Origin of the sequence: Pseudoxanthomonas daejeonensis (genome assembly GCF_022637495.1) — a bacterium.
Classification (GTDB): Bacteria; Pseudomonadota; Gammaproteobacteria; order Xanthomonadales; family Xanthomonadaceae; genus Pseudoxanthomonas; species Pseudoxanthomonas daejeonensis.
The window spans coordinates 688,016-713,095 of the sequence record NZ_CP093331.1; the positions used below are offsets into that span (position 1 = coordinate 688,016).

Below are 25,080 nucleotides of genomic sequence, written 5' to 3' on the forward strand. Positions count from 1 at the left end.
GCGGGCCGGCCGGGAGCCGGCGCGCGGCCATTGCAGCACCGGCCCGGACACCGCGCAAGCGATGCCGGGCCGGCCATGTCCACATCGTCCCGGCAGCGGCTGCCGGGACCGGCTCAGAACTCGCCGGCGCCCGGCACGTGCTTGCGCACGGCGTTGCGGCGCATGAACAGGTTGAGCGTTTCCACCAGCACCGAGAACGCCATGGCGAAGTAGATGTACGGCTTGGGCACGTGGATCGCGAAGCCGTCCAGGATCAGGACCACGCCGATCAGCAGGATGAAGGCCAGCGCCAGCATCTTGATGGTCGGGTTGTCGTCGATGAAGCGGCCGAGCGGGTTGGCTGCCAGCAGCATGATCGCCACCGCCAGCAGGATCGCGAACACCATCACCGGGATGTGCTGGGCCATGCCCACGGCGGTGATCACCGAGTCCAGCGAGAACACGATGTCGATGATCGCGATCTGCGCGATCACCACCCAGAACACCTGCGAGCTCTTGGTCGTGCGCGGGTCCTCGTCGTGGCCGCCGGTGATCAGCTCGCGGATTTCCATCGCGCCCTTGATCAGCAGGAACGCGCCGCCGAGTATCAGGATCAGGTCGCGGATCGAGAAGCCCATGCCGTAGAGGGTGAACAGGTCGCTCTGCATCCGCGCCAGAAATGCCAGCGAGATCAGCAAGGCGATCCGGGTGATGCAGGCCACCGCGATGCCGAACTTGCGCGCAAAGGCACGCTGGTGTTCGGGCAGGCGGCCGACGGCGATCGAGATGAACACCAGGTTGTCGATGCCCAGGACGATTTCCAGGGCGCTGAGGGTCACCAGGGTCAGCCAGACGTTCGGGTCGGCCAGGAATTCGAGATTCATCGTGGATCGGTTCCTAAGTTCGTTTTCAGAGAGCCAGAGCGGTTACAGCAGCCGCGGGCCGAGGATCAGGCCCCAGCACAGCAGCACGTTCATCATCAGCACGAACACGGCCGCCGAACCCATGTCCTTGGCACGCCCGGCCAGTTCGTGGTGCTCCGGGCCGTAGCGCTCGATCACCGCTTCAACGGCCGAGTTCAGCAGCTCGGCCGACAGCACCACCACCATCGAGCCGACCAGCACCGCCCGCTCGAGCCCGTTCGCACCCAGCCACAGGGCCAGCGGCGCGAGGATCACGAACAGGTAGACCTCGAGGCGGAACGAGGACTCGTGCATCCACGCCGCACGCAGTCCCTGGATCGACCACTGGGTCGCCTTGAGGATGCGTCCGGGGCGTCGGGGCAGGTGCCCGGTTTCGTCGGCCACGGGTTCAGGCGTCCACGGCCGAAGGCGCGCGGCAGGGCCGGGCGCGGGGCATCGGGGACGGTGCAGGACAGGGCGACATTGCGGCGTTGGACAACCTCGGGCCGGCAATTTTGCCACAGGAGCCGGTCCGACCCCCGAAAACCTGCCCCACGAACGGACAAATGGACCGGAAAACGCGCCATGGCGCTGCCGAACCGGTACGCGGCGCGAGCTGCGCGCCGTCTAGCGACGGGACGCGCGCAGCGCCTGCTGCTCGACCAGGGTCAGGGCGACGTTGTCGCGCAGGTAGGCCGGCTCGGCCCGCTCGGCGGCGACCGCTTCGCCACGGGCGAAGGCAGCGGCGGCAAGCCGGGCCAGGTTCGCCGCCCGCGGCAACGCGGCTGCGTCCACCGCGGCCAGGCGCGACTCCAGGCGCTGCGCGAGCAGGCCGTCGGCCGCCGCAAAACCCGTGCCCACGCCCTGCCATTCGCCCCCGTCATCGGCCGGCAGCTCGACTGCACCGGGAGCCAGCACGCGTTCCACGTCGAGCGCGGCCAGGCCATCACCCTCACGCAGGAAAGCGCCCGCATACACCTCGCCCATGCGCGCATCGATCGTGGCGAGGATGCGCGCCGGTCCCGCCACGGCCGCTCCCGCGGCCAGGACGGCAAGCGTCGAGACCGGCATCACCGGCCGGTCCAGGGCCAGGGCGACGCCCTGGGCCAACGCGATCGCCAGGCGCACGCCGGTGAATGCACCGGGTCCGCGGCCGACCGCGATCGCATCCAGTTGCGTGCGCGCCACGCCGGCCTCGGCCAGCAAGGCATCCGCCCAGGGCAGGGCCAGTTCCGCATGGCGGCGCGGCGCGATCTCGAAACGCTCGCGCACCTGGCCGTCCAGGTAGAGCGCGACCGAACAGGCTTCGGTGGCGGTTTCGAAGGCGAGCAGCTTCATCGGCGGCAGGGAGCGGTCGGGACTGGCCGGAAAGGGTAAACGATCACCGGCATGCGGACCTGCGCCATCCCCGGCCGAGGGCTCGCCTTGCCCGTAGGAGCGGGCATGACCGCGACACCGACGCCATCGCAATCACGCGGCCTCGCTGTGCCGGCCGCCCCGGTGTCGCGGTCATGCCCGCTCCTACGCCCGGGCGAAGAACGCCTGCACGTCCTCGATCCTGCGGGTGACCGTGAACGACGGCAGCGACTCCATGAACACCCGGCCGTAGGGCTTGCCGGTCAGGCGCGGGTCGCACAGCACCAGCACGCCGCGGTCGGACTCGGTGCGGATCAGCCGGCCGACTCCCTGCTTGAGCGCGATCACCGCCTGCGGCAGCTGCTCGTCGCGGAACGGATTGCCGCCGCGGCGGCGCACCGCGTCCAGCCGCGCCTCGAACACCGGATCGTCCGGCGCGGCGAACGGCAGTTTGTCGATCACCACCACGCTCAGCGCGTCGCCGGCCACGTCCACGCCCTCGCGGAACGTGGCCGAACCGAGCAGCACACCGTTCCCCGATTCGCGGAAGCGACGCAGCAGCTCGGCCTTGGGCGATTCGCCCTGCACGAACAGCGGCCACGGCGCGCCGCGCAGCGCCTGCGCCGCTTCGCGCAAGGCCCGGTGCGAGGCGAACAGGAGGAAGGCGCGACCGTTGGAAGCGTCCAGCACCGGACGCACGGCTTCCAGCATGGCCGCACCAAAGGTGCGCGTATTGGGCTCGGGCAGGTTGCGCGGCAGGTAGCACAACGCCTGCCGGGGCCAGTCGAACGGGCTGGGCTCGAGCAGCGTGTCCGGGTCGAACAGGCCGAGCTTGCGGCCGACGTGGTTGAAGCCCCCGCCGACTGCCAGCGTGGCCGAAGTGAATATCCAGGCCGCGCGCGAACTCTCCCGGTGCGCGCGCAGGGGGGCAGAAACGTCCAGCGGCGTGCGCTGGCAGCGGAAGCCGCGCGGGCTCAACTCGTACCAGTACACCTCGCCGCCGCGCGCGGCCGCCGCGGCCAGCCGCGCCGGATCCACCCCACCATCGCCACCCGCGCCGTCGCCGGCGACGGTTTCGACCAGCGCCTCGCTCCCGGCATCGCCCTCTTCGAAGGCATCCGACGCCGCGCCGCCGTCGCGCCAGCGCTCCAGCCGCTCACCCAGGTCGCGCGCACGCGCCACGCAGGCATCGAAGCCGGGCGAAGTCGGCGCCAGCGGCGTCATCGCATCTTCCAGCGCACCCAGTGCATCGGCCAGCACGTCCAGGCCATCGGCCACCGCAGGCAGGGTCAGTGCGCGGTAACGGGTACCGCGCGGCGGCAGCGCCTCCATCGCCGCGCGCAGTTCGCGCAACGCCTGCTCCAGTGCACGCACCGGGGCCTGCACCACGGCCAGCGCGCCGGTGGTCTGCTTGCACTCGGCCAGGCAGTCGCGTCCCAGCTCCTGGATCTGGCGCATGCCGAAACCTTCGCCGAAGAAGCTCGCGGCCAGTTCCGGAAGCTGGTGCGCTTCATCGATCACGAAGGCCTGCGCACCAGGCAGGATCTCGCCGAAGCCCTCCTGTTTCAGCGCCAGGTCGGCCAGCAGCAGGTGGTGGTTGACCACGACCAGGTCCGCCGCCTGCGCGCGCTGGCGCGCCTGGACCACGAAGCAATCCTCGTAGAACGGACACTCGCTGCCCAGGCAGTTGTCGACCGTGGAGGTGACCAGCGGCAGCAGCGGCGAATCGTCCGCCAAGCCTTCCAGCTCGGCCATGTCGCCGGCGCGGGTGCGCCCGCCCCAGGCGACGATGCGCTGGAACTGCGAGGCCTGTTCCGGACTGCTGAAATGCGCCTCGCCCTTGGCCTGGTTCAGGCGGTACAGGCACAGGTAGTTGGCGCGGCCCTTGAGCAGCGCGCTGCGCAGGCCCACGCCCAGCGCTTCGCGCACGCGCGGCAGGTCGCGATGGTAGAGCTGGTCCTGCAGCGCGCGGGTGCCGGTGGAGACGATCGTCTTCAGTCCGGAGAGCAGCGCAGGCACGAGGTAGGCGTAGGTCTTGCCGGTACCGGTACCGGCCTCGGCCAGCAGCACTTCGCGCTGGTCGATGGCGTCGGCCACCGCGGCGGTCAGGCGCTGCTGCGCGGGGCGCGCGACGAAGCCGTCGACGCGCTCGGCGAGCGCGCCGCCGTCGCTGAGCGCTTCATGGCTGGCATGGGCTAGGCGGGACATGGAAAGCGTCGGGGCGCGCACGCGTCAGGCCACGACCCGGCGCCCGCAGGGGCGCCGCGCCGCGGCAGCGTGCTACATGCGCTTGAGGCCGGGCACCGTGCAGGTGCCGATCTGCGCGTGGGCCGAGGCGGCGTTCTCCGCCTGCCCGCGCGCCAGCCGCGCCTGCTCGATCGTGGCCCAGTGGAGGCGGCACATCGGGCCGACCCGGGAGCCGACGTCGAACGCCTTGCGCGCCAGGGTCTCGGCGCGGTCGTACTGGCCTTGCAGCAGCGCGATCTCGGCACGTTCCTGCAGCACCGCCGGATCGTCCGGGACGATCAGCAACGCCTGGTTCAAGGCTTCGGCGGCGGCTCCCACATCGCCGGACGCGAGTGCGCGCGACGCCTTCGCGCGCAGGTCCTCGACCTGCGGGTCGCGCAGCGGCTGGACGTTGAGTTCGGTGTCGTCGACGCCCGCGGCCGCATGCACGGCGGCCAGCCGCTGCTGCGGTCCCGGGCCGGGCGCGGGCGCCGGTGACTGGACCGCCGGCGCGCAGGCGCACAGGAACAGGCACATCACGACGAGGGTCGCGGTGGATCGCGTGGGGAATTTCATGCCGCCATTATGGCGCAGGCGGCGTGACGGGCTGCGCCGGTTCGGGCTGGGCGGCATCGGCATCGCGGTCGCGACCGAACAGCCGTTTCCAGAAGCCGCCGCCCTCCTGCGCCTCGCCACCCTCGGGGGCTGCGCTTTCGTAGGCCGGCGCGCACGGCGCATACGCCGGCGCCGCACCTGCGACGAACGGGAAGCGGCGCGCACCCGGGCAATCGGCGTCGGTACTGTAGGAGCCCTGCGGCTGGATCCACTGCCAGTCCAGCCCCTTGCCCGGGATCCGCAAGGGCGAGCTGGGCAGGCGCGAGAACAGCCCCGACCAGACCCGCATCGCGCCGGTAGCGCCGTACAACCCGGTCTGTTGGTTCTGGTCGTTGCCCATCCACACCACCGCAAGGTGGTCGCCGGTGTATCCGGCGAACCAGCTGTCGCGGCCATCGTTGCTGGTGCCGGTCTTGCCCGCGGGCGACAGGCGGCCCAGGCCGTCGGCCAGCAGCCGGCGCGCGGTGCCGTCGGTGACCGCCTGCTGCAGGGCCACGGAGACCAGGTTGGCGGCGATCGAATCGCCCTCCTGCGCCGGCGCCGGTTCGGTGTCGTAGCGCTTGAGCAGCTTGCCGTCCGGAGCGAGCACCCCGCGCACCGCGCGCAGCGGCTGGATCTCGCCACCGGAAGCCAGGAACTGGTACAGCTGCGCCATCGCGTACGGGCTCTGGTCGGTCGAGCCGAGGATCAGCGAGGGATTGGGCTCGGCCTGCACGCCCGCCAGCACCTTCATCAGTTGCGCCAGCCGCTCGGGGCCGACCTGCATGCCGATCCGCACCGTGGCCTGGTTGTAGGAATGGGCCAGCGCGTCGACCAGGCGCACGGTGCCGTGGCTGGTGTTGTCGGAATTGTCGGGCGACCAGGTCTTGCCGCGCGCCAGTTGCACGGTGACCGGCGTGTCCTCGACGAAGCTGGCCAGCGAGAACCGCTGCGGCTGCGCCAGCGCCAGCAGGTACACGTAGGGCTTGAGCAGCGAACCGACCGGCCGCTTCGCTTCGACCGCGCGGTTGAAACCATGGGTGGCGACGTCGCGCCCGCCGACCACCGCAAGCACGTCGCCGGCATGCACGTCGGTGACCACGACACCGGCCTGCAGCGGCGGCCGCTTGCCGGTCTGCAAGGCTTCGACCGCGCGCACCACCGCGCCTTCGGCGTAGGCCTGCGCCGATGGCGACATGCCGGTCAGCACGCTCAGGCCGGCGCCCTGCAAAGCGCTTTCCGGGTAGTCGTTGGCCAGCTGCCGGCGGACCAGGTCGATATAGGCGGGGAAACGGTTGGCCGCGGCCACGCCCGGCTGCCTGGTCACGCCCAGCGGCGCCTTGCGCGCGCGCTCGTACTCGGCGTCGTCGACCAGGCCGGTGGCATTCAGCATCGACAGGGCGACGTTGCGCCGCTCCAGCGCGCGTTCCGGGTGCTTGCGTGGATCGTAGTAGGACGGGCCCTTCACCAGGCCGATCAGCAACGCGGTCTGCTCGGTGGTCAGCGCATCCAGGTCGCGGCCGAACCAGAACTCCGCGCCCGAAGCCACGCCGTGGATCGCCTGCCCGCCACGCTGGCCCAGGTACACCTGGTTGAGGTAGGTCTCCAGGATCGTGCGCTTGTCGTAGCGCGACTCCAGGATGATCGCGTACAGGACCTCGTTGAACTTGCGCGTGTAGGTCTGTTCCTTGCCGATGCCCAGCAGGCCGCTGCGCGCCAGCTGCTGGGTCAGCGTGCTGGCGCCCTGGCGCTTCTCGCCGGCGAGCAGGTTGACCCAGGCAGCGCGCGCCATGCCCGACAGGTCGATGCCGTGGTGCTTGGCGAAATCGCGGTCTTCCACCGCCTGCAGGCCGGTGACGAGCAGCTCGGGCACCTCGTCGATCCGGACCAGGCGCCGCTCCTCCTGGCGCTGGCCATACAGGGTGGCGATGCGGGCCGGGTCCAGCCGCGCCGCCTTGACCGCGTTGCGCGAAGCGCTGTCGCGCAGGCTGGCCACGCGCCCCCCGGAAATGGCGACGTCCAGGCGTCGCGCCGGCACCTGGCCGTCGACGTCGGAATAGCCGCGGCTGGCAATCGTGAAACGGCCGCCCTCTTCGCGATAGCTGCCGGGTCGCTCGCCACTGCCATCGTCCTGGTAGCCGGCGGCGTCCAGCTCGGTCTTGAGGGTGCGCACGTCCATCGCCAGCTGCGGCTTGAGCTGCAGGGGGCGCGCGTAGACGCGGGTCGGGATCTGCCACTGCAGCGCGGCGAAGCGCTCGCTGACCTGGTGGTTCAGGTAGAGCATGTACGGGATCAGGAAGCCGGCCGCCAGGGCGGCACCTGCAAGCACCACGGTCAGCAGGTGGCGGCGCCAGGCCGGGGCGGCGCCTTCGTCCTCGAAGTCTTCGATGTCGTCAGGCTCGTGGCGTCGGGGCACGGGAATGCGAGAATGCGGAGTCGGCCGAGTCTAGCGCAGCCTTCCGTCCGCGCCGCGGACGCCTTTCACCCTCCTTCAGTCGGAGTTGCGAACCGGAATGCCCTCCACGCCGCTGGCCGAAGTCCGCTACTGGCTGGCGCACCTGCGCGGGCTGGCGCGCCGCGGCCTTTCCAGCCTGCGCAGCCGTGGCTGGCAGGCCACCTGGCAGCGCGTGCTGCTGCACGTGCGTCCGCCGCCACCGCCGCCGCGCCTGCCGCTGTACCGGGCGGATCCGGCACCGTTCGCAGCGTTCGCCGTGCCCGCCCCGCCGGCAGGCACGGTGCCGCGCGCCAGCGTGGTGATCCCGGTCTACAACCATTGCGAGGCGACCCTGGCGTGCCTGCGCGCCCTGGCCGCGCATCCCCCGGCCGGTGCTGGCGGTCTCGAAGTGATCGTGGTCGACGACGGGAGCAGCGATGCGACCGGCGAATGGATGGAGCAGATCGCGGGCCTTCGCTATCACCGCCGGGCGACCAACGGTGGCTTCATCGCCGCGTGCAACGACGGCGCGGCGCTGGCCCGCGGTGAATTCCTCGTCTTCCTCAACAACGACACGATTCCACAGCCCGGCTGGCTGGACGCCCTGCTGGGCACCTTCGATGCCTGTCCCGATACAGGACTGGCCGTCGCCCAGCTGCTGTATCCGGACGGCCGCCTGCAGGAAGCCGGTGGCATCGTGTTCAACGACGGCAGCGCGTGGAGCTACGGCCGCTTCGAATCGGCCGACGATCCCCGCTACAGCTACGTGCGCGACTGCGATTACGGCTCCGGCGCCGCGCTGGCGATTCCGCGGGCACTTTTCGTCGAGGCCGGCGGCTTCGACACGCGCTACGCACCGGCCTATTACGAGGACACCGACCTGGCTTTCGCGGTGCGTGCACTCGGCCGGCACGTGCGGGTCCAGCCGGCCAGCCGGGTGCTGCACGACGAAGGCACCACGGCCGGTACGGACACAAGCACGGGCGTGAAGGCCTACCAGGTGCGCAACCGGCAGGTGTTCGCGGCCAAGTGGGCCGATGCGCTGCGTGGCCATCCGGCACCCGGCACCGTCCCGGACCCGGCGCTGCTGCATGGCCGGCAACGGCGGATCCTGGTGGTCGACGAGGCCATCCCGCGACCGGACCGCGACTCCGCTTCCTTGCGGCAGTTCAACCTGTTGCGGATGCTGCGCGCAGAGGGCGCGCACGTGGCGTTCCTGCCGACCGGGCTTGCCCACGCCGGCGCCGCCACCGCAGCGCTGCAGCAACTCGGGGTGGAGACCTGGTACGCCCCGTTCGCGCGCTCGGCACCGGCCTGGCTGCGCGCCAACGCGAAGCGCTTCGACGTGATCGTGCTCACCCGCCACCACCTCGCCGGCACCTTCCTGCCGCTGCTGCGCCGGCACGCGCCGCATGCACGACTGGTGTTCGACACGGTCGACCTCCATTACCTGCGCGAACGCCGTGGCGCCGGAGTGTCCGGCGACGTCGCCGCGCTGCGTGCCGCCGATGCGACCCGCGAACGCGAACTGGCGGCGATGTCCGCCGCCGACATCACCCTGGTGGTCAGCGCCGAGGAGCAGGCGCAGCTGGCGCGCGACGTGCCGCAGGTGCGGGTCGAGCTGCTGTCCAACCTGCACGAGGTCGCAGGTCGCGGCCCCGATTTCGACACGCGCAAGGATCTGGTCTTCGTCGGCGGATTCCGCCATCCACCCAATGCCGATGCGGTGCTGTGGTTCGCGCGCGAAGTCTTCCCGAGCATCCGCCAGCGCCTGCCCGACGTGCGTTTCCACTGCATCGGCGCCGACCCGCCGGCGGAGGTCCGCGCCCTGGCCACGCAACCGGGAATCATCGTGCACGGTCACGTCCCCGACCTGGCACCTTACATGGACGGTGGACGCGTCGCGGTGGCGCCGCTGCGCTTCGGCGCCGGGGTCAAGGGCAAGGTCAACCTGAGCATGGCGCACGGCCAGCCGGTGGTGGCCACGACCTGCGCGGTCGAGGGCATGCACCTGCGCGACGGCGTCGACGTGGTGGTGGCCGACGACGCGGCCGGGTTTGCCGACGCGGTGGCGGACCTGTACGCCGACCGTGCGCGCTGGCAGTCACAGGCGCAGGCAGGGCTGGACAACATCGCCCGCCACTTCTCGCTCGACGCGGCCAGCGCAACGGTGCGCCGGGTGTTCATCAACTGAGTCGTCCCCGCGGCGTTCAGCGCAGGCCCGGGCGTGCACGCACCAGTTGCGCGGCGAACTCCTCCAATCCCGGCGTGGATGGATCCAGCCGGCGCGCCGAATCCAGCGCGTGCGCGGCCGCTTCCAGCTCGCCCGCGCGCAGGCGCTCCTCGCCCACCGCCAGCCAGCGTTGCGCCAGGCGACGGCGGGCGGGGGCGAGCGCCGGATCGGAGGGCGCCAGCGCCTGCCAGGCATCATGGCAGTCCTGCGCCGCGCGCAGCCGGTTGTCACGCAACCCTTCTTCAACGCAGGCGGCCACGGCCGACTGCATCCGTGTCGCTGCAGCGCGTACTGCCGGATCGCCGGGCGCGAGTCCCTGCGCAGCGCGCAAGCGGTCGTAGGCGCTGGCCCCGGGGGGCTCGATCCAGTCCCCGCGCCGCAGCGCCTCATCGAACCCGGCCAGCGCCCTGCGCACCGTCGAAGCCGGGGCGTCCTTCGTCCGCGCCGGCACGTTCAGCCGGGCCTCGGCCGCGCGTGCGCGCTCCAGGTCGCGCTGCGCCTCGACCAGCGCACCGGCCAGCGCACCCGACGCCGGCGCCAGCGCGCGCGCCTGCGCCAGTGCCTCGCCGGCCGCATCGAAATGGAAATCGCCCGCCTGCCGCCTTGCGTGCACGACCAGCGCAAGCGCCACGCGCTGCGACTCCTGGGCGACGGCCGCATCCGCCGGCTCGGCCTCATGCAAGACCGTGACCAGGCGGGCGGCTTCGGCGAGCCGTCCGCGCTGTCGCTGTACTTCGACACGGCGCAACTGCGCGGCAAGCGCCTGCGCGTACGCCGCTTTCAGGTCGGGCAGTGCCACATGGCCCGGGTCGTGCCGCCTGGCCAGCGCGAGCCAGCGCGACGCACCCGCCAGGTCGCCCTGCCCGAGCGCCGGCCGCACGCGTTCGAGCAACAGCGACAGCGCATCTTCGCGACCCTCCAGCGCCGCGGGATCATCCGGCGCGACGGCAAGCCACTGCGCGAACAGCGGCAATGCCGCTTCCACGTCGCCGGCCGCCAGCGCCGCTTCAGCGCGGCCGCGCACCACGCCCGGGTCGATATCGGCGAGTTCCGCCTGGCGCAGCTGCCCGGCGACCGCATCCACCTGCGCGCGTGGCAACTGCAGCTCCGCGGCCAGGGCCAGCCAGCGATGGGCCTCGTCGAATCGTCGTGCACCGATGGCTTGCCGTGCATTGGCCAGCGCCTGTCTTCCGACCCGAGCGAGCCCGGCGCGGGCCTCGCCGCGATCGCTGTCCAGGGCCTGCGCCGCCTCGTATTTCTGTCGCGCACCCTGGCCGTCGGCGGCGTCCAGCCGGCCCTCGGCCAATGCCCGCGCGCCTTCGTCGAGCAGGCGGTCGATCCGCGCCTGCGGCCACAGCCGGTCGGCCAATGGCTGGCGCAAAAGCAGCATCAGCGCCAGGAGCATTCCAACCGCCAGCAATGCCCGCGCCCACCAGGAGCCGGGCCTGCGCCAGGTGGGCAGCCGCGGCAGCCGCGGCCGGCCGTGGCCACCATCCGTGTTGTTCACCCTACGGGAACTCCCATCACGACTGCAGCTTAGCGTGGCGGCACGCGGGCACCCTCACCCGGCTGTCGCAGCCACCAACGCAAACGGCCCGCACGAGTGCGGGCCGTCTGGCGTGGCAAGCGGGACGGGACGCGACGTCCGCCCGGTGCTTCACCCGTGGATCAGTCGTCGCCCTTGGACAGGTCGTCGTCGGCGACCACTTCGGCGGCGGCCCATTCCAGCGCCTCGCGCTCGGCGCGCTCGCGCTCGGACTTCTCGACTTCGTCGATCAGGGTGTGGTTGACGGTGCGGGCGGCGATCTCGCGCAGGGCCAGCACGGTCGGCTTGTCCTCGCTCTCGCTGTTGTCCAGGGTGGCCGGAACGCCGTTGGCCAGCTGGCGCGCGCGCTTGGAGGCCATCATGACCAGTTCGAAGCGGTTGTTGACCACTTCCAGGCAATCTTCGACGGTGATACGGGCCATAGGGGTTCCAGGCGACTGCGGTCGCCACTCAGAAAGGGGGATCGGGCGCGGAGTCTAAGCCGACGACCCGGGCGGAGGCAAGCATCCAGGCTGAACGCGCCTTTCCAATCAATTACTTAGGCCAGCCCTCCGCGAGGCCCGGCCCCCTGTCCTGCCTGGCGGGCTTTACGGATCCCCGGGCGCCGGAGCGACCAGCGCCCCGATCAATGCCCCATGCCGGGCCTGCTGCTGGGCGCAGCGCAGGCGGCTGGCGGTGAACACCGCGCACATCTCGTCCACTGCGGTGTCGAACACTTCGTTGACGACCACGTAGTCGAACTCGGCGTAGTGCGACATCTCCTCGCGCGCGGCCGCCAGCCGCTGCGCGATCACCGCCTCGCTGTCCTGGCCGCGATGGCGCATGCGCTGCTCCAGCGCCTGCCGCGAAGGCGGCAGGATGAACACGCTGACCGCATCGGGCACCTTGGCCCGCACCTGCGCCGCGCCCTGCCAGTCGATCTCCAGCAGCACGTCGTGGCCGGCATCCAGCTGCGGGTCCACCGACTGCCGTGCCGTGCCTTTCCAGTCGCCGTGCACGCGGGCGTACTCGAAGAAGTCGCCGGCATCGATCATGCGCTGGAACTCGTCGGCGCCGACGAAATGGTAGTGCTCGGCGTGGCGCTCGCCCGGCCGCGGCGCGCGCGAGGTGAACGAGATCGACAGGCGGATCTGCGGATCGCGCGCGAGCACCGCATTGACGATGCTGCTCTTGCCGGCCCCGGAGGGCGCGGCCACGATGAAAAGCGTGCCTCGCATCTGGCTCATTCGATGTTCTGCACCTGTTCGCGGACCTGGTCGATCAGCACCTTGAGCTCCACCGCGGCCGAAGAAGTGCGCGCGTCCACCGACTTGGAGCCCAGGGTGTTGGCCTCGCGGTTGAATTCCTGCAGCAGGAAGTCGAGGCGGCGGCCGACCGGCTCGCGCTGGACGAGCACGCGGCGGATCTCGACGATGTGGCTCGACAGCCGATCCAGTTCCTCGTCCACGTCGAGCTTCTGCAACCACAGCACCAGTTCCTGCTCGGCCCGGCCCGGGTCGACCGGGTGCGGCAAGTCGGCCAGGCGCGCGGCCAGCTTGGCGCGCTGGCCCTCGCGGATCGCCGGGATCAGTTCGCGCACCTGGCCGGCGATGCGTTCGATCGCGTCCACGCGCTCGGAAATCGCCGTGGCCAGCTTGGCGCCTTCGCGTTCACGCGCAGCCACGAATCCGTCGAGCACCTCGTCCAGCAATGCCAGTGCCTGTGCCTGCAGGGCTTCGCCGTCCGCCGCCTGCACCCGCAGCACGCCGGGCACCTGCAGCAGCTGGGTGAACTCGACCTGCAGCCGCGGGAAACTGCCATCCAGCCGTTGCGCCAGTGCGCCCAGCTGTTCCAGCAAAGGTTCGTTCACGACCAGCCCGGCCGCCGACTCGGGCGCGCGCAGGCGCAACACCAGATCGAGCTTGCCGCGCTGCACCCGCGCGGCGATGCGCTCGCGCAGCACCGGCTCCAGCGCGCGCAGCTCGTCGGCCAGGCGCAGGCCGGTTTCCAGGAAGCGGTGGTTGACCGAGCGCAGCTCGCAACCCAGCAGCCCCCAAGGGGTGGCGCGTTCGCCGCTGGCGAAGGCGGTCATGCTACGGATCATGCGGGGTTCCTTCGGGCCAGGCGCTTGCGGCAAGGCGCGAATGTTAATCTAGCCGGCCTCCCGCGGCACGCCGCGCCCGGCGCGGGCCCGATCCGGTCCGCCGCGCGCACCAGGCGCCCGCCTCCCCCCCATGGAATCCATCGAATGACCGTCGCCCGCCCCAGTGGCCGCGCTCCCGACCAGTTGCGCGAAGTCCGCATCGAACGCGGCTTCACCCGCCATGCCGAAGGTTCGGTACTGGTCAGCTTCGGCGAAACCCGCGTGCTGTGTACCGCCAGCGTAGAGAACCGGGTGCCGGCCTTCCTGCGTGGCAAGGGCGAAGGCTGGGTCACGGCCGAGTACGGGATGCTGCCGCGCTCGACCCACACACGCTCCGACCGTGAAGCCTCGCGGGGCAAGCAGGGGGGCCGCACGCTGGAGATCCAGCGCCTCATCGGACGCACGCTGCGGGCCTGCGTCGACCGCGGCGCGCTGGGCGAGCGCACCATCACCCTGGACTGCGACGTGCTGCAGGCCGACGGCGGCACCCGCACCGCGGCGATCACCGGTGCCTACGTGGCGCTGGTCGACGCGATCCGCTGGCTGCAGGCCAAGCGCGAGATCACCCGCGACCCGGTGTTCGGCGCGGTGGCCGCGGTGTCGGTCGGCATCTACCAGGGCGTCCCGGTGCTGGACCTGGATTACGCCGAGGACAGCAACTGCGACACCGACATGAACGTGGTGATGAACGACGGCGGCGGCTTCATCGAGCTGCAGGGCACCGCCGAGGGCCACGCCTTCCGCCGGACCGAGCTCGACGCGTTGCTCGCACTGGCCGAAAGCGGCATCGGCGAACTGCTCGCCGCGCAGCAGGCGGCCCTGGCACGGACATGACGGGCGTGGCCGCGAACCGCCGGCTCGCCTTGGCCACGTTGCTGGTGGCCGACTACGACGAAGCCATCGCCTGGTTCACCGGCACGCTCGGTTTCAACCTGGTCGAAGACAGCGCGCAGGGCGGCGGGAAGCGCTGGGTAGTGGTGGCGCCCGGGCACGGCACGGGCGCTGCATTACTGCTGGCGCGTGCCAGCGATGACGCGCAGCGCGCGCGCATCGGCGACCAGGCCGGGGGCCGGGTCGGCTTCTTCCTCGAGACCGACAACTTCGCGCGCGACCATGCGGCCATGCGCGCGCGCGGCGTCGAGTTCCTCGAGGAACCGCGCCATGAGGCGTACGCCACCGTCGCGGTTTTCCGCGATCTGTATGGCAACCGGTGGGACCTGCTGGAGCCCGGGCGATGAGCACGCGCCTGGTCCTGGCCAGCGGCAACGCCGGCAAGCTCGCCGAACTGCAGGCCCTGCTCGCCAACACGGGCGCGGTACTGCTGCCGCAGTCGGCGCTGGGCGTCGATGACATCGAAGAGACCGGCCTGACCTTCGTCGAGAACGCGTTGCTCAAGGCACGCCACGCCGCGCGGGTCACCGGCCTGCCGGCACTGGCCGATGATTCGGGCCTGTGCGTGGACGCGCTCGGCGGCGCGCCGGGGCTCTACTCGGCCCGCTATGCGGGCGGCCACGGTGACAGCGCGGCGAACATCGCCCGCCTGATGCGCGAACTGGAAGGACTGAACCCGCAGTGGCGAACCGCGCACTTCTATTCGGTGATCGTGCTGCTGCGCCACGCCGAGGACCCGCAGCCGCTGGTCGCCGAGGGCATCTGGCCGGGCCTGGTCCTCGACGCACCCCGCGGCACCGGCGGGTTCGGCTACGACCCCGTCTTCTTCGATACCGAACATGGACTGTCGGCGGCTGAGCTCGATCCCGCGCTCAAGAACCGGATCAGCCATCGCGGCCGCGCGCTCGACCAGCTGCGCATCCGCCTGCCCGCGGCCCTGGCCGCGCTGCGCTGACGCGCCCCGCCCCGTCGGACGCCCCACCGCTCAACGCACTGCCCGCATGACACCCGCCCTGATTCCGCCGCCGCTTTCGCTCTACGTGCACCTGCCCTGGTGCGTGCGCAAATGCCCGTACTGCGATTTCAATTCGCATGCCGGCAAGGGCGCCTTGCCGTTCGACGATTACGTCGACGCGCTGGTCCGCGACCTGGAGCACGACCTGCCGCTGGCCTGGGGACGTACCGTGCACAGCGTTTTCTTCGGCGGCGGCACGCCGAGCCTGTTCCCTCCGGACGCCATCGACCGGATCCTCCAGGCCGCGTCCAGCCGGCTGCGTTTCGCGCCCGAGGCCGAAATCACCCTGGAGGCCAATCCGGGCACCGCCGAGCACGGCCGCTTCGACGGCTATCGTGCCGCCGGCGTCAACCGCATCAGCTTCGGCATCCAGAGCTTCGATGATGGTTGCTTGCAGAGGCTGGGCCGGATCCACGACAGCGCCGAGGCCGAAGCGGCGGTCAGGCTGGCCCAGGATGCGGGCTTCGACAACCTCAACCTGGACCTGATGTATGCCCTTCCCGGCCAGGACCTGGGCATGGCGCTGGCCGACCTGGAGCGCGCGTTCGCCCTGCAGCCGGCGCACATCAGCCATTACCAGCTGACCCTGGAACCGAACACGGTGTTCTTCGCGCAGCCGCCGCAGGGTATCCCCGACGACGACGACGCCTGGGATATCCAGGAACGCTGCCAGGAACGGCTCGCCGAGGCCGGCTACGCGCACTACGAGACCAGCGCCTACGCCCGCGAAGGCCGCCAGTGCGCGCACAACCTCAACTACTGGCGCTACGGCGACTATCTGGGCATCGGCGCCGGCGCGCACGGCAAGATCACCCTGGGCGCTGAGCAGACGATCCTGCGGCGCTGGAAGCACAAGCACCCGGCGACCTGGATGGAAGCGGCCGGCGGCGCGGGGGCGATCGGCGGCGACGACCGGATCGAGCCATCGCGACGCCCGTTCGAGTTCATGCTCAACGCCCTGCGCCTGCACCAGGGATTCGCCCTGGCCGACTTCGAGGTTCGTACCGGCATGTCCCGCGACAGCATCCAGGCGGCGTTGCAGCTGGCCGGGCAACGCGAATGGCTGGTTGTTTCGGACAGCCACGTCGTTCCGACCGCGCTGGGCCGCCGTTTCGCCAACGACGTGATCGCCTTGTTCCTCTAAACGCGGGCCGGAGCCGGAAACGCTGTGGCCGGTCCGCCCCAAACGTGTTAAATACCCTGCCACAGGGGAGCCGGGCCACCGGATGTCATCTACCGTTCGACCAACATCAACTATTGGCGCTGCATCGCGAACGCTCGCGAATGCGGCGTTGCCTCCGCGCGTGCGCCATATCCTCGAGGCGATCAACGCGCTGGCCGGGCAGACCCTGACCACCTCGTTGAACCTGGCGCTCAACGAGTTCGAGCGCCAGCTGTTCAAGCAGGCCGACCGCGCGCGCAGCAGCCAGCAGCAGTCCGAGCATTTCGCCGAACTGCAGCGCCTGCGCCAGCACCGCGCCGACGTCGTGCCGCGCTACCTGGCCGGCCTGGAGACCTCGCTCGCCCGCCTGCGCGAAACACCCGAACACGATCCCGCCGAAGAACCGCCGCCGCAGGATCCACTGCAGTTCCAGCGCCTGACCCTGGTCGAGGACACCGACCTGGACCGCGACATCGTCCTGCGCGAGATCGGACGTCGCGAGGCGCAGCGCGGCGGCACCCCGCTGCTGCTGCTGGGCCAACGCTTCGCCGTGCTCGCCGGACGCCCCGCGTTCGATCCCGAGCGCCTGCCCATCGGCCCGTTCGCGCTGTGCCGCGTGCTGCGCGATGCCGGCGACACCTTGCACATGACCCTGGATTCGCAGCTGCTGCTGTACCGGGTCTTCGAGCGCCAGGTGATGGAGCGCTACGGCGAGCTGGTCGAGCGGCTCAACGTGCTGCTGACCCACGAAGGCGTGCTGCCCGGCCTGGTCTACCTGCCCTACCGGCCCCGCACCCAGGGTCAAAGTCGCGGACGCGGTGCCGCGTCCGGCTCTGCCGGCGCGGTCAGCCAGCGTCCGCTGACCGGATGGCACGGCCAGGCACGACCCTCGGCATGGAGCGGGGCGCTGATGGCCGGTCTGGCCTCACGCCAGCCGCATCCCGGTGCCGAGACAGGCGAAGGCGAGGCCGCGCCCGCCGAAGCCGCCCAGGCCAGCGCGGGGGAGATCCCGGAGCAGGCGGTCTTCGCCGCGCTGCAGGGCATGCTCACCGAACATCGCGGCGGCCTGTCGGGCAATGCCGGGCTCGCCGGCGCGGCCGGACAGATGCCCGGCGTCATCCTTCCACTCGACGCGGTGGTCAACGTGCTCGGGGCGATGCAGGCCATCCCCTCGCCGGCGCGCGCATCCGGCCGCCCCCGGCGGACCGTGGACGACCTGCGCCAGGCGATGCTGGCGCGGATGCGCGAATCGCACGGGCCCGAAGCCGGCCTGTCGCAGGAACACAGCGACACGTTCGAACTGCTGGGCATGCTGTACCACGAGATCGGGCGCGAGGTGCACGAGGATGCGCCGGCGCAGGACCTGCTCGAGAAGCTGCAGGTGCCGGTGGTGCGCGCCGCGGTGCAGGACCGCAGCTTCTTCGTCCGCGACCAGCATCCGGCGCGTGAACTGCTCAATTCGGTGGCCGAGTCCGGGGCCACCTGGCTGGCCGACGACGACGCCGACCCGCAGCTGGTCCTGCGCCTGGAACAGGCCGTGGACAAGGTGGTGGAGGAATACGCCGGCGACGAGTCCGTGTTCGAGCGCGCCAACCGCGAAGTGCAGGAGCACTACCGCGCGCAGGCGCACAAGGCCGAGGTCAGCGAGCGCCGCCAGGTGGAGGCCGCGCGTGGCCGCGACCGGCTGGAGACCGCCAAGCACAGCGCGGCGACGACCATCGCCGCGCGCCTGGGCGGGCGCAAGCCGCCGCAGTTCGTGCAGGCACTGATCAACCAGGCCTGGGCCGACGTGCTGACCCTGACCGCGTTGCGCCACGGCGAGGAATCGGAGGAGTGGCGCGAGCGCGAGGAAGCGACCGGCCGCATCATCGACATCACCTGCGCCGCCGAGGCGCCGGCCGATCCGGAGCTGGCGGGACAGATCGATTCGGCGTTGCGCCAGGTCGGGTACCACGAGGACGAAGCCAGCGCGATCGCGCGCCGCCTCTCGCGCAGCGACGAGGACGAGAACACCTCGCGCACCGAGCTGACCGCCAAGCTCAAGGCCCGCGCGCGCCTGGGCGAAGGCGAGCACGCCGAGGCCAAGAAGGTGAAGCCGCCCGCGCGCACCACCGAGGAACAGGGCTGCTACGAACACCTGCGCACGCTGCCGTTCGGCACCTGGTTCGAGTTCGTGCACAACCAGCAGGGCGACGTGCGCCGGCAGCGGCTCTCCTGGTACAGCCCGGTCACCGACAACGCGCTGTTCGTCAACGCGCGGGGCCACAAGGTCGGCGAGCAGTCGCTCGACAGCCTGGCCCGGCTGATGGCGCAGGGCCAGGCGCGAATCGTCACCGAAGACAAGGGCCGGCTGATCGACCGGGCCTGGCATGCAACGCTGCGCGTGCTGCGCGGTCTGGCCGGGCGGTCCGATGACGGCGCACTGGGAGCTGCCAGCGCATGATCCACGACGCCCGCCGCGCCCCGCGCCGCCATGTCACCGAAAGCGTGCCGGTCATCGATGCGATGACCGACGAGGTCATCGGCCAGCTCGGCAACCTGTCCGAAAGCGGCATGCTGCTGATCGCCTCGGTGCCGCTGGTCGAGGACGCGCTCTACCAGCTGCGCTTCCACCTCACCGGCCGCGGCCCGATCGCGCCCATCGGCATCGGCGTGCACCTGCTGTGGGCGGTCCCGGCGAACACCCCGGGCCAGAGCTGGTGCGGGTTCCGGTTCCTGACCATTTCCGAGGAACACCGCGGCCACATCCGCGACTGGGTGCGCGCCGGCGAGGAAGCCGCCGCGACCTGATCGCGCGTCTTAAGGGCCGGTTTCCGGCGGATCGGGCACACTTGCGCCTTTCCGTTCCGGACCCGCCGATGAATGCCGCCGATCCCGCTACGCTCTACCCCCAGCACCTGGCGACACTGCGCGCGCGCGCCGACGAGGCGCTGCTGCGCAGTGGCCACGAGCACCTGCTCATTCCCAGTGGCCGCCGCCATTACCAGCTGTTCGACGATCGCGACTATCCGTTCGCGGTCAATCCGCATTTCAAGCACTGGCTGCCGCTGACCCGCGTCACCGACAGCTGGCTGGTCTACACCCCCGGGCAGCGCCCGAAGGTCATCTACCTGCAGCCGTTCGACTACTGGCACGTGGTTCCGGAGGCACCGAACGGGTGGTGGGTGGAGCACGTGGACGTGCACGTGATCCGCACGCCGGAAGAAGCGTTGCCGCTGCTGCCGGGCCCGGCGGCCCGCTGCGCGATCCTGGGCGAAGGCAACAGCGCGCTCGGTGACTACGTGCCGAACAATCCGGCCCCGGCGCTGGACTACCTGCACTACCAGCGCTCGTACAAGACGCCCTACGAGGTCGCGCTGATGCGCGTGGCCCAGCGCAAGGCCGCGCACGCGCACCGCGCCGCCGAGCGCGCGTTCCGCGCCGGCGCCGGCGAGTTCGACATCCACATGGCGTACTGCGAGGCCGCGCGCCAGGACGCCACCGAGGTGCCGTACCAGAACATCGTCGCGCTCAACACGCACGGCGCCGTCCTGCATTACACCGAACTGGACCGCGACCCGCCGACCGAGTCGCTCAGCTTCCTGATCGACGCCGGTGCCAGCCACTGCGGCTACGCCTCCGACATCACCCGCACCTACGCGGCCGACCGCGGCAGCGAGTTCCAGTCGATGATCGAGGCGGTCGACGCCGCGCAGCAGGCCATGTGTGCCGGCGTGCGGGCGGGCACGGACTACCGCCAGTTGCACGTGGATGCGCACCTGTCGCTGATGGGCATCCTCAAGGACTTCGGCGTGCTGAAGGTCTCCCCGGAAGCGGCACTGGCCACCGGCGTGAGCGCGGCGTTCTTCCCGCACGGCCTGGGCCATCCGATCGGCCTGCAGGTGCACGACGTGGCCGGCTTCGCCGCCAGCGATCGCGGCGGCACGATCGCCCGGCCGGAGGGCCACCCCTACCTGCGCATGACCCGCGTACTGGAGCCGGGCATGGTCGTCACCATCGAACCGGGCCTGTACTTCATCGACATGCTGCTGGACGAGGTCAAGAAGAACGGTCACGCCGCCAGCGTCGACTGGGCGCGCGTGGACGCGTTCCGGCCCTACGGCGGCATCCGCATCGAAGACGAGGTGCTGTGCACCGACGGCGCGGCCGAAAACCTGACCCGGCCGGCGTTCGCCGGATAGAACCTGCGCCCGGACGGCGATCGCCCCGGCGCCTTCGTGGAGCGGGGCGTGCCCCGCTGCCCCCGGGTTCGGCCGATGCAAGCGAGCGGGGCAGGCCCCGCCCTGCCGGGCGTTCCGGCGGCGGTCAGACCGGGATCAGCGTGTTGATCACGTGTTCGAGGTATTCCTCGAATTCCTCGTGGGTCATCTTCGGCTGGTGCGGCCGCAGTTGCAGGAAACCGACATAGGCCGCGTAGGTGAGCCGCGCGCGGTTCTGCGCCTCGGCGCGGCCCAGGCCGGCCTGGCGGAACGAGGCGGTGAGGTATTCCAGGCGCCGCTGCGAGACGCGCTGGATCACCGGCTGCACAGCCGGATGGTCCAGCGCCTTGAGCAGTTCGCTGTAGATCGCGTGCGGCTTGGTTTCGTGCCCGACCAGCTGGAACAGCATGCGCAGTCGCTCGCGCGGATCGGGAACGTCCTCCAGGCTGCCGAACACCTGCTCCTGTTCCACTTCCTCCCAGCGCTCGAGCGCGGCCTGCAGCAGCGCGTCGCGTGAAGGAAAATGCCAGTAGAAGCTGCCCTTGGTCACGCCCAGGCGCCGCGCCAGCGGCTCGACCGCGACCGCGGCCACGCCCTGCTCGGCAATGACGTCCAAGGCGACCTGGGCCCAGTCGGCAGCGCTGAGACGGGCGCTGCGCGCGGGCGCAGGTGAAGAGGGTGGAGCCATCGATGTCGGGTTCATGTCCGGATTTAACCATACGCAGCAGTGCGTTGCAGTACGTCGTTGCGAGGGAAACCGTGCCTTATCAAAGGCCCCCGCCCTCGCCATCCCGGACGGTCCTTTGCCATACGCATTCGTATTGACTTTCCACGCAACCCATCCATACCATCTCGTATGGACCCGGCCGCCACTGTCGCCCCGCTGGCAAGCGACCTGCACCTGCAAGGTGCGGGGCTGCGACTGGCCGCCAGTCGTCATTGCCTGCCGGGTACGGCCGTCGATGCAACCGCTTCGGTGCTGTACGCGCATGGCTTCGGCCAGACCCGTCGCGCATGGGCGGCGACGGCGCAGTCGTTGGCGCAGCACGGGCATGACGGCCTGGCGTATGACGCGCGTGGGCACGGCGGCTCGGATCGCAACGCCGAGGGCGATTGCTATACCGGCCACCAGTTCACCGACGACCTGATCGTCCTGGCCGGCGAACAGCCGCGCCCGCCACTGCTGGTCGCCGCCTCGATGGGCGGCCTGTTCGGCCTGCTGGCCGAAGCGCGCTGGCCAGGCCTGTTCCGGGCGATGGTCCTGGTCGACATCACGCCGCGCTGGGAGACGGCAGGGGTGGAGCGCATCCTCGGCTTCATGACCGCCTTCCCCGACGGCTTCGATTCACTGGAGCACGCCGCCGAGCGCATCGCCATCTACCTGCCGCACCGGCGTCGCGAGCCCGGGAAGTCGCCCGGCGCTTTGCGCGAGCTGCTGCGCGAGGGCGAAGACGGCCGCTGGCGCTGGCACTGGGATCCGCGCCTGGTCGACGAATTTGCGCGCGACAGCGAGCAACACCAGGACGACATCGCAGAAGCCACGCGCAACGTGCGCTGCCCGCTGCTGCTGGTCAGCGGTGGCCGCAGCGACCTGGTGTCCGAACGCACCGTCGCCGATTTCCTCGAACTGGCTCCGCACGCCCGACACGTGCAGCTCGCCGATGCCACGCATATGCTGGCCGGGGACGACAACGACCGCTTTACCGCCACCGTGCTGGAATACCTGGCGGAACTGGACCGGACCGAGGGGACCGGCAGTTCCGCCGTGCAAAGGGCGTCCTCGCCCGTCACTGGAGCAAACCCATGAGCATTGCCGCGCCCATCCTGGCCTTTCTGTTGATCGGCGGGTTCGCCGCCTACCACCGGCTGCGGCTGGCCACCTGGGCCGCGTTGCTGGCCGTCGCCCTGGTCGCCTGCTGGCTGCTGGGCGCACACCACGCGACCGTGGCGGTGATCGGCATCCTCTCGGCGCTGGTCGCCATTCCGCTGCTGATCCCCGCGATCCGCAAGCCGCTGATCGTCGCACCGCTGCTCAATGTCTTCCGCCGGATCCTGCCGCCGCTGTCGCAGACCGAACGCATCGCGCTGGAGACCGGCTCGGTCGGCTTCGAAGGCGAGCTGTTCACCGGTGATCCGGACTGGAACATGCTGCTGAACTATCCCAAGCCGCAGCTGACCACCGAGGAGCAGGCCTTCCTCGACGGGCCGGTCGAAGAGCTGTGCACGATGATCAACGACTGGGAGATCACCCACGTCCACGCCGACCTGCCGCCGGAGATGTGGGAGTTCGTCAAGAAGAACCGCTTCTTCGGCATGATCATCCCCAAGCAGTACGGCGGCCTGGGCTTCTCGGCGCTGGCCCACCACAAGGTGATCCAGAAGATCGCTTCGGTCTCCAGCGTGGTCAGCTCCACCGTCGGCGTGCCCAACTCGCTGGGCCCGGGCGAGCTGCTCAACCACTACGGAACCCAGGAGCAGAAGGACTATTACCTGCCGCGCCTGGCGACCGGCCAGGAAGTGCCGTGCTTCGGCCTGACCGGCCCGTTCGCCGGCTCCGACGCCACCTCGATCCCGGACTTCGGCATCGTCTGCAAGGGCGAGTGGGAGGGCGCGAACGTCCTCGGCGTGAAGCTCACGTTCGACAAGCGCTACATCACCCTGGCCCCGGTGGCGACCCTGGTCGGCCTGGCATTCCGCATGTATGACCCGGAAGGCCTGCTCGGCGACACCAAGGACATCGGCATCACCCTGGCCCTGCTGCCGCGCGACACCGCCGGCGTGGAAATCGGGCGCCGCCACTTCCCGCTGAACTCGCCGTTCCAGAACGGCCCGATCCGCGGCCGCGACGTGTTCATCCCGCTGAGCCAGCTGATCGGCGGTGCCGAGCTGGCCGGCAAGGGCTGGAACATGCTCAACGAATGCCTGGCCGTGGGCCGCTCGATCACCCTGCCCTCGACCGCTTCGGGTGGCGCCAAGTTCGGCGCGCGCGTGACCGGCGCCTACGCCCGGATCCGCAAGCAGTTCGGCCTGTCGATCGGCCGCTTCGAGGGCGTGGAGGAAGCGCTGGCCAGGATCGGCGGCAAGGCCTACACGATCAGCGCGCTGTCGCAGGCGACGGCCGCTGCGGTGGACCGCGGCGACGTGCCTTCGGTGCCGTCGGCGATCGCCAAGTACCACTGCAACAACATGGGCCGCGAAGTCATCTCCGACGTGATGGACGTGATCGGCGGCAAGGGCATCATCCTCGGGCCGCGCAACTTCGCCGGCCGCAGCTGGCAGGCCGCGCCGATCGGCATCACGGTCGAGGGCGCCAACATCATGACCCGCAGCCTGCTGATCTTCGGCCAGGGCGCGATCCTGTGCCATCCGTGGGTGATGAAGGAAATGAAGGCCGCGCAGGACCCGGACCGCGCCGCCGCGCTGGAAAGCTTCGACGAGAGCCTGTCGGGCCACGTGCGCTACGGAATCTCCAACGCGTTCCGTTCGTTCTGGTTCGGCCTGACCGGTTCGAAGATCGGTGGCGCGCCGGGCGACGACTACACCCGTCCGTTCTTCCGCAAGCTCGACCGCTACGCCGCCAACCTGGCGCTGATGGCCGACGTGTCGATGCTGCTGCTCGGCGGCAAGCTGAAGTTCAAGGAATCGCTGTCGGGCCGCCTGGGCGACGTGCTCAGCCACCTGTACATGGCCGGCGCGGTGCTCAAGCGCTACCACGACGAAGGTGCGCCGGAGGCCGACAAGCCGCTGCTGGCGTGGAGCATGTACAACAGCTTCCACGTGATCGAGACCGCGCTGTCGGACGCGCTGCGCAACTTCCCGATCCGTCCGGTCGGCTGGGCGCTGTGGGCGCTGGTGTTCCCGCTCGGCCGCCGCGCCGAGGCCCCGGGCGACCGCCTCAACCACCGCGTCGCTTCGCTGCTGATGACCCCGAACGAAGCGCGCGACCGCCTCGGCGTGGGCGTGTTCCTGACCCCGTGCCCGAACAACCCGGGCGGCCGCATCGACAGCTACCTGGCCAAGGCCGTGCAGGCCGAGCCGGTCGAGCGCAAGTTCCTCAAGGCGCTCAAGACCAAGGGCATCGAGGCGCTGGAATTCCCGGCGCAGCTGGACGAGGCCGTGGCCGAGGGCGTGATCAGCGCCGAGGAACGCAAGCTGCTGGAAGAACTGCGCCAGATCACCCTCGAGGCGATCACCGTGGACGACTTCGATGTCCACGAACTGCGCGCCGCCAGCTATTACGACCAGCCCCGCCCGGGTGCGCGCGAAGCGGCCTGAGCCGCTGGTAGAAGCACGCGACCTGCATTGCACTCACGCGACGGCGGGCCCAAGCCCGCCGTCTTCGTATCCAAGGCCTGCAGGCGGGATCGACACACCGTAGGGGGCCGGCCCCGCAGGATCGCCCCGCATCGTCCACCGCCCAC

Annotated in this window: 21 protein-coding genes; 10 read left to right on the forward strand and 11 right to left on the reverse strand. The window is 70.6% G+C overall.

Going from position 1 to position 25,080, the window contains the following annotated elements; all coding sequences use genetic code 11:
- Nucleotides 1–113: 113 nt before the first annotated feature.
- The 6 genes from MNQ95_RS03235 to mrcB form a co-directional block, all read right to left on the reverse strand.
- The gene (locus MNQ95_RS03235; RefSeq protein ID WP_162409515.1) at nt 114–863 is read right to left on the reverse strand and encodes a TerC family protein; all 750 of its coding nucleotides are present in this window, start codon (nt 861–863) and stop codon (nt 114–116) included.
- A gap of 42 nt (nt 864–905) precedes the next feature.
- On the reverse strand, nt 906–1,286 hold the full coding sequence (locus tag MNQ95_RS03240) for a diacylglycerol kinase (RefSeq protein WP_162409517.1): 381 nt from the start codon (nt 1,284–1,286) through the stop codon (nt 906–908).
- Between the two features lie 222 nt (nt 1,287–1,508).
- A complete protein-coding gene (gene tsaB / locus MNQ95_RS03245) occupies nt 1,509–2,219 on the reverse strand; it encodes a tRNA (adenosine(37)-N6)-threonylcarbamoyltransferase complex dimerization subunit type 1 TsaB (RefSeq protein WP_241953789.1) in 711 nt (236 codons plus the stop codon).
- A gap of 183 nt (nt 2,220–2,402) precedes the next feature.
- Nucleotides 2,403–4,445: a DNA repair helicase YoaA gene (gene yoaA / locus MNQ95_RS03250; RefSeq protein ID WP_241953790.1), complete on the reverse strand. Its 2,043-nt coding sequence runs from the start codon at nt 4,443–4,445 to the stop codon at nt 2,403–2,405.
- 72 nt (nt 4,446–4,517) lie between these two features.
- Nucleotides 4,518–5,039: a tetratricopeptide repeat protein gene (locus MNQ95_RS03255; protein ID WP_241953791.1), complete on the reverse strand. Its 522-nt coding sequence runs from the start codon at nt 5,037–5,039 to the stop codon at nt 4,518–4,520.
- Nucleotides 5,040–5,046: 7 nt separating this feature from the next.
- Nucleotides 5,047–7,473 carry a penicillin-binding protein 1B gene (gene mrcB / locus MNQ95_RS03260; protein ID WP_241953792.1) on the reverse strand — a complete coding sequence of 809 codons (2,427 nt, stop codon included), beginning with the start codon at nt 7,471–7,473 and terminating at the stop codon, nt 5,047–5,049.
- Between the two features lie 97 nt (nt 7,474–7,570).
- On the opposite strand from mrcB, the gene MNQ95_RS03265 reads away from it, so the two are divergent.
- The gene (locus MNQ95_RS03265) at nt 7,571–9,685 is read left to right on the forward strand and encodes a glycosyltransferase (RefSeq protein ID WP_241953793.1); all 2,115 of its coding nucleotides are present in this window, start codon (nt 7,571–7,573) and stop codon (nt 9,683–9,685) included.
- 16 nt (nt 9,686–9,701) lie between these two features.
- On the opposite strand, the gene MNQ95_RS03270 is transcribed toward MNQ95_RS03265, so the two are convergent.
- The 4 genes from MNQ95_RS03270 to MNQ95_RS03285 form a co-directional block, all read right to left on the reverse strand.
- Nucleotides 9,702–11,231: a hypothetical protein gene (locus tag MNQ95_RS03270; RefSeq protein ID WP_241953794.1), complete on the reverse strand. Its 1,530-nt coding sequence runs from the start codon at nt 11,229–11,231 to the stop codon at nt 9,702–9,704.
- Between the two features lie 161 nt (nt 11,232–11,392).
- A complete protein-coding gene (gene rpoZ / locus MNQ95_RS03275) occupies nt 11,393–11,692 on the reverse strand; it encodes a DNA-directed RNA polymerase subunit omega (RefSeq protein WP_162409531.1) in 300 nt (99 codons plus the stop codon).
- A gap of 165 nt (nt 11,693–11,857) precedes the next feature.
- Nucleotides 11,858–12,487 (reverse strand): guanylate kinase, encoded by a 630-nt coding sequence (gmk, locus tag MNQ95_RS03280; protein ID WP_162409871.1) that lies wholly within the window; start codon nt 12,485–12,487, stop codon nt 11,858–11,860.
- Nucleotides 12,488–12,492: 5 nt separating this feature from the next.
- Nucleotides 12,493–13,353: a YicC/YloC family endoribonuclease gene (locus MNQ95_RS03285; RefSeq protein ID WP_241953795.1), complete on the reverse strand. Its 861-nt coding sequence runs from the start codon at nt 13,351–13,353 to the stop codon at nt 12,493–12,495.
- Nucleotides 13,354–13,497: 144 nt separating this feature from the next.
- On the opposite strand from MNQ95_RS03285, the gene rph reads away from it, so the two are divergent.
- The 7 genes from rph (at nt 13,498) to pepQ (ending at nt 20,641) form a co-directional block, all read left to right on the forward strand.
- Nucleotides 13,498–14,226, forward strand: coding sequence for a ribonuclease PH (gene rph, locus MNQ95_RS03290; RefSeq protein ID WP_162409535.1), 729 nt, complete (start codon nt 13,498–13,500; stop codon nt 14,224–14,226).
- A gap of 5 nt (nt 14,227–14,231) precedes the next feature.
- The gene (locus tag MNQ95_RS03295) at nt 14,232–14,630 is read left to right on the forward strand and encodes a VOC family protein (protein ID WP_241953796.1); all 399 of its coding nucleotides are present in this window, start codon (nt 14,232–14,234) and stop codon (nt 14,628–14,630) included.
- Complete coding sequence (rdgB, locus tag MNQ95_RS03300; RefSeq protein ID WP_162409539.1) at nt 14,627–15,238, forward strand: RdgB/HAM1 family non-canonical purine NTP pyrophosphatase; 612 nt, start codon at nt 14,627–14,629, stop codon at nt 15,236–15,238. Before MNQ95_RS03295 ends, rdgB begins: the two co-directional genes overlap by 4 nt.
- A 46-nt stretch (nt 15,239–15,284) precedes the next feature.
- Nucleotides 15,285–16,442 carry a radical SAM family heme chaperone HemW gene (gene hemW / locus MNQ95_RS03305; protein WP_162409541.1) on the forward strand — a complete coding sequence of 386 codons (1,158 nt, stop codon included), beginning with the start codon at nt 15,285–15,287 and terminating at the stop codon, nt 16,440–16,442.
- A gap of 82 nt (nt 16,443–16,524) precedes the next feature.
- Nucleotides 16,525–18,903: a DUF1631 domain-containing protein gene (locus MNQ95_RS03310; protein WP_241953797.1), complete on the forward strand. Its 2,379-nt coding sequence runs from the start codon at nt 16,525–16,527 to the stop codon at nt 18,901–18,903.
- Entirely contained in the window at nt 18,900–19,250 is a 351-nt protein-coding gene (locus MNQ95_RS03315) for a PilZ domain-containing protein (protein ID WP_241953798.1), read from the forward strand. The genes MNQ95_RS03310 and MNQ95_RS03315 overlap by 4 nt, the downstream gene beginning before the upstream one ends.
- Before the next feature lie 68 nt (nt 19,251–19,318).
- Entirely contained in the window at nt 19,319–20,641 is a 1,323-nt protein-coding gene (gene pepQ, locus MNQ95_RS03320; RefSeq protein ID WP_241953799.1) for a Xaa-Pro dipeptidase, read from the forward strand.
- Nucleotides 20,642–20,765: 124 nt separating this feature from the next.
- Here the strand turns inward: pepQ and MNQ95_RS03325 are convergent, their stop codons facing one another.
- On the reverse strand, nt 20,766–21,362 hold the full coding sequence (locus tag MNQ95_RS03325) for a TetR/AcrR family transcriptional regulator (protein WP_162409549.1): 597 nt from the start codon (nt 21,360–21,362) through the stop codon (nt 20,766–20,768).
- A 153-nt stretch (nt 21,363–21,515) separates the two neighbouring features.
- Between MNQ95_RS03325 and MNQ95_RS03330 the strand changes: the two genes are divergently transcribed.
- Complete coding sequence (locus tag MNQ95_RS03330) at nt 21,516–22,466, forward strand: alpha/beta fold hydrolase (RefSeq protein ID WP_162409551.1); 951 nt, start codon at nt 21,516–21,518, stop codon at nt 22,464–22,466.
- Nucleotides 22,463–24,934 carry an acyl-CoA dehydrogenase gene (locus tag MNQ95_RS03335; RefSeq protein WP_241953800.1) on the forward strand — a complete coding sequence of 824 codons (2,472 nt, stop codon included), beginning with the start codon at nt 22,463–22,465 and terminating at the stop codon, nt 24,932–24,934. The genes MNQ95_RS03330 and MNQ95_RS03335 overlap by 4 nt, the downstream gene beginning before the upstream one ends.
- The last annotated feature ends 146 nt before the right edge of the window (nt 24,935–25,080 follow it).

Bases quoted from the DNA above. Each gene is read 5' to 3' on its own strand.
- hemW (WP_162409541.1), top strand. From the start codon at position 15,285: ATGACACCCGCCCTGATTCCGCCGCCGCTTTCGCTCTACGTGCACCTG.
- MNQ95_RS03285 (WP_241953795.1), bottom strand. From the start codon at position 13,353: ATGATCCGTAGCATGACCGCCTTCGCCAGCGGCGAACGCGCCACCCCT.
- MNQ95_RS03310 (WP_241953797.1), top strand. From the start codon at position 16,525: ATGTCATCTACCGTTCGACCAACATCAACTATTGGCGCTGCATCGCGA.
- rdgB (WP_162409539.1), top strand. From the start codon at position 14,627: ATGAGCACGCGCCTGGTCCTGGCCAGCGGCAACGCCGGCAAGCTCGCC.
- MNQ95_RS03255 (WP_241953791.1), bottom strand. From the start codon at position 5,039: ATGAAATTCCCCACGCGATCCACCGCGACCCTCGTCGTGATGTGCCTG.
- MNQ95_RS03325 (WP_162409549.1), bottom strand. From the start codon at position 21,362: ATGAACCCGACATCGATGGCTCCACCCTCTTCACCTGCGCCCGCGCGC.
- yoaA (WP_241953790.1), bottom strand. From the start codon at position 4,445: ATGTCCCGCCTAGCCCATGCCAGCCATGAAGCGCTCAGCGACGGCGGC.
- MNQ95_RS03335 (WP_241953800.1), top strand. From the start codon at position 22,463: ATGAGCATTGCCGCGCCCATCCTGGCCTTTCTGTTGATCGGCGGGTTC.
- rpoZ (WP_162409531.1), bottom strand. From the start codon at position 11,692: ATGGCCCGTATCACCGTCGAAGATTGCCTGGAAGTGGTCAACAACCGC.
- gmk (WP_162409871.1), bottom strand. From the start codon at position 12,487: ATGCGAGGCACGCTTTTCATCGTGGCCGCGCCCTCCGGGGCCGGCAAG.
- MNQ95_RS03235 (WP_162409515.1), bottom strand. From the start codon at position 863: ATGAATCTCGAATTCCTGGCCGACCCGAACGTCTGGCTGACCCTGGTG.
- MNQ95_RS03330 (WP_162409551.1), top strand. From the start codon at position 21,516: ATGGACCCGGCCGCCACTGTCGCCCCGCTGGCAAGCGACCTGCACCTG.
- rph (WP_162409535.1), top strand. From the start codon at position 13,498: ATGACCGTCGCCCGCCCCAGTGGCCGCGCTCCCGACCAGTTGCGCGAA.
- pepQ (WP_241953799.1), top strand. From the start codon at position 19,319: ATGAATGCCGCCGATCCCGCTACGCTCTACCCCCAGCACCTGGCGACA.
- tsaB (WP_241953789.1), bottom strand. From the start codon at position 2,219: ATGAAGCTGCTCGCCTTCGAAACCGCCACCGAAGCCTGTTCGGTCGCG.
- MNQ95_RS03315 (WP_241953798.1), top strand. From the start codon at position 18,900: ATGATCCACGACGCCCGCCGCGCCCCGCGCCGCCATGTCACCGAAAGC.
- MNQ95_RS03265 (WP_241953793.1), top strand. From the start codon at position 7,571: ATGCCCTCCACGCCGCTGGCCGAAGTCCGCTACTGGCTGGCGCACCTG.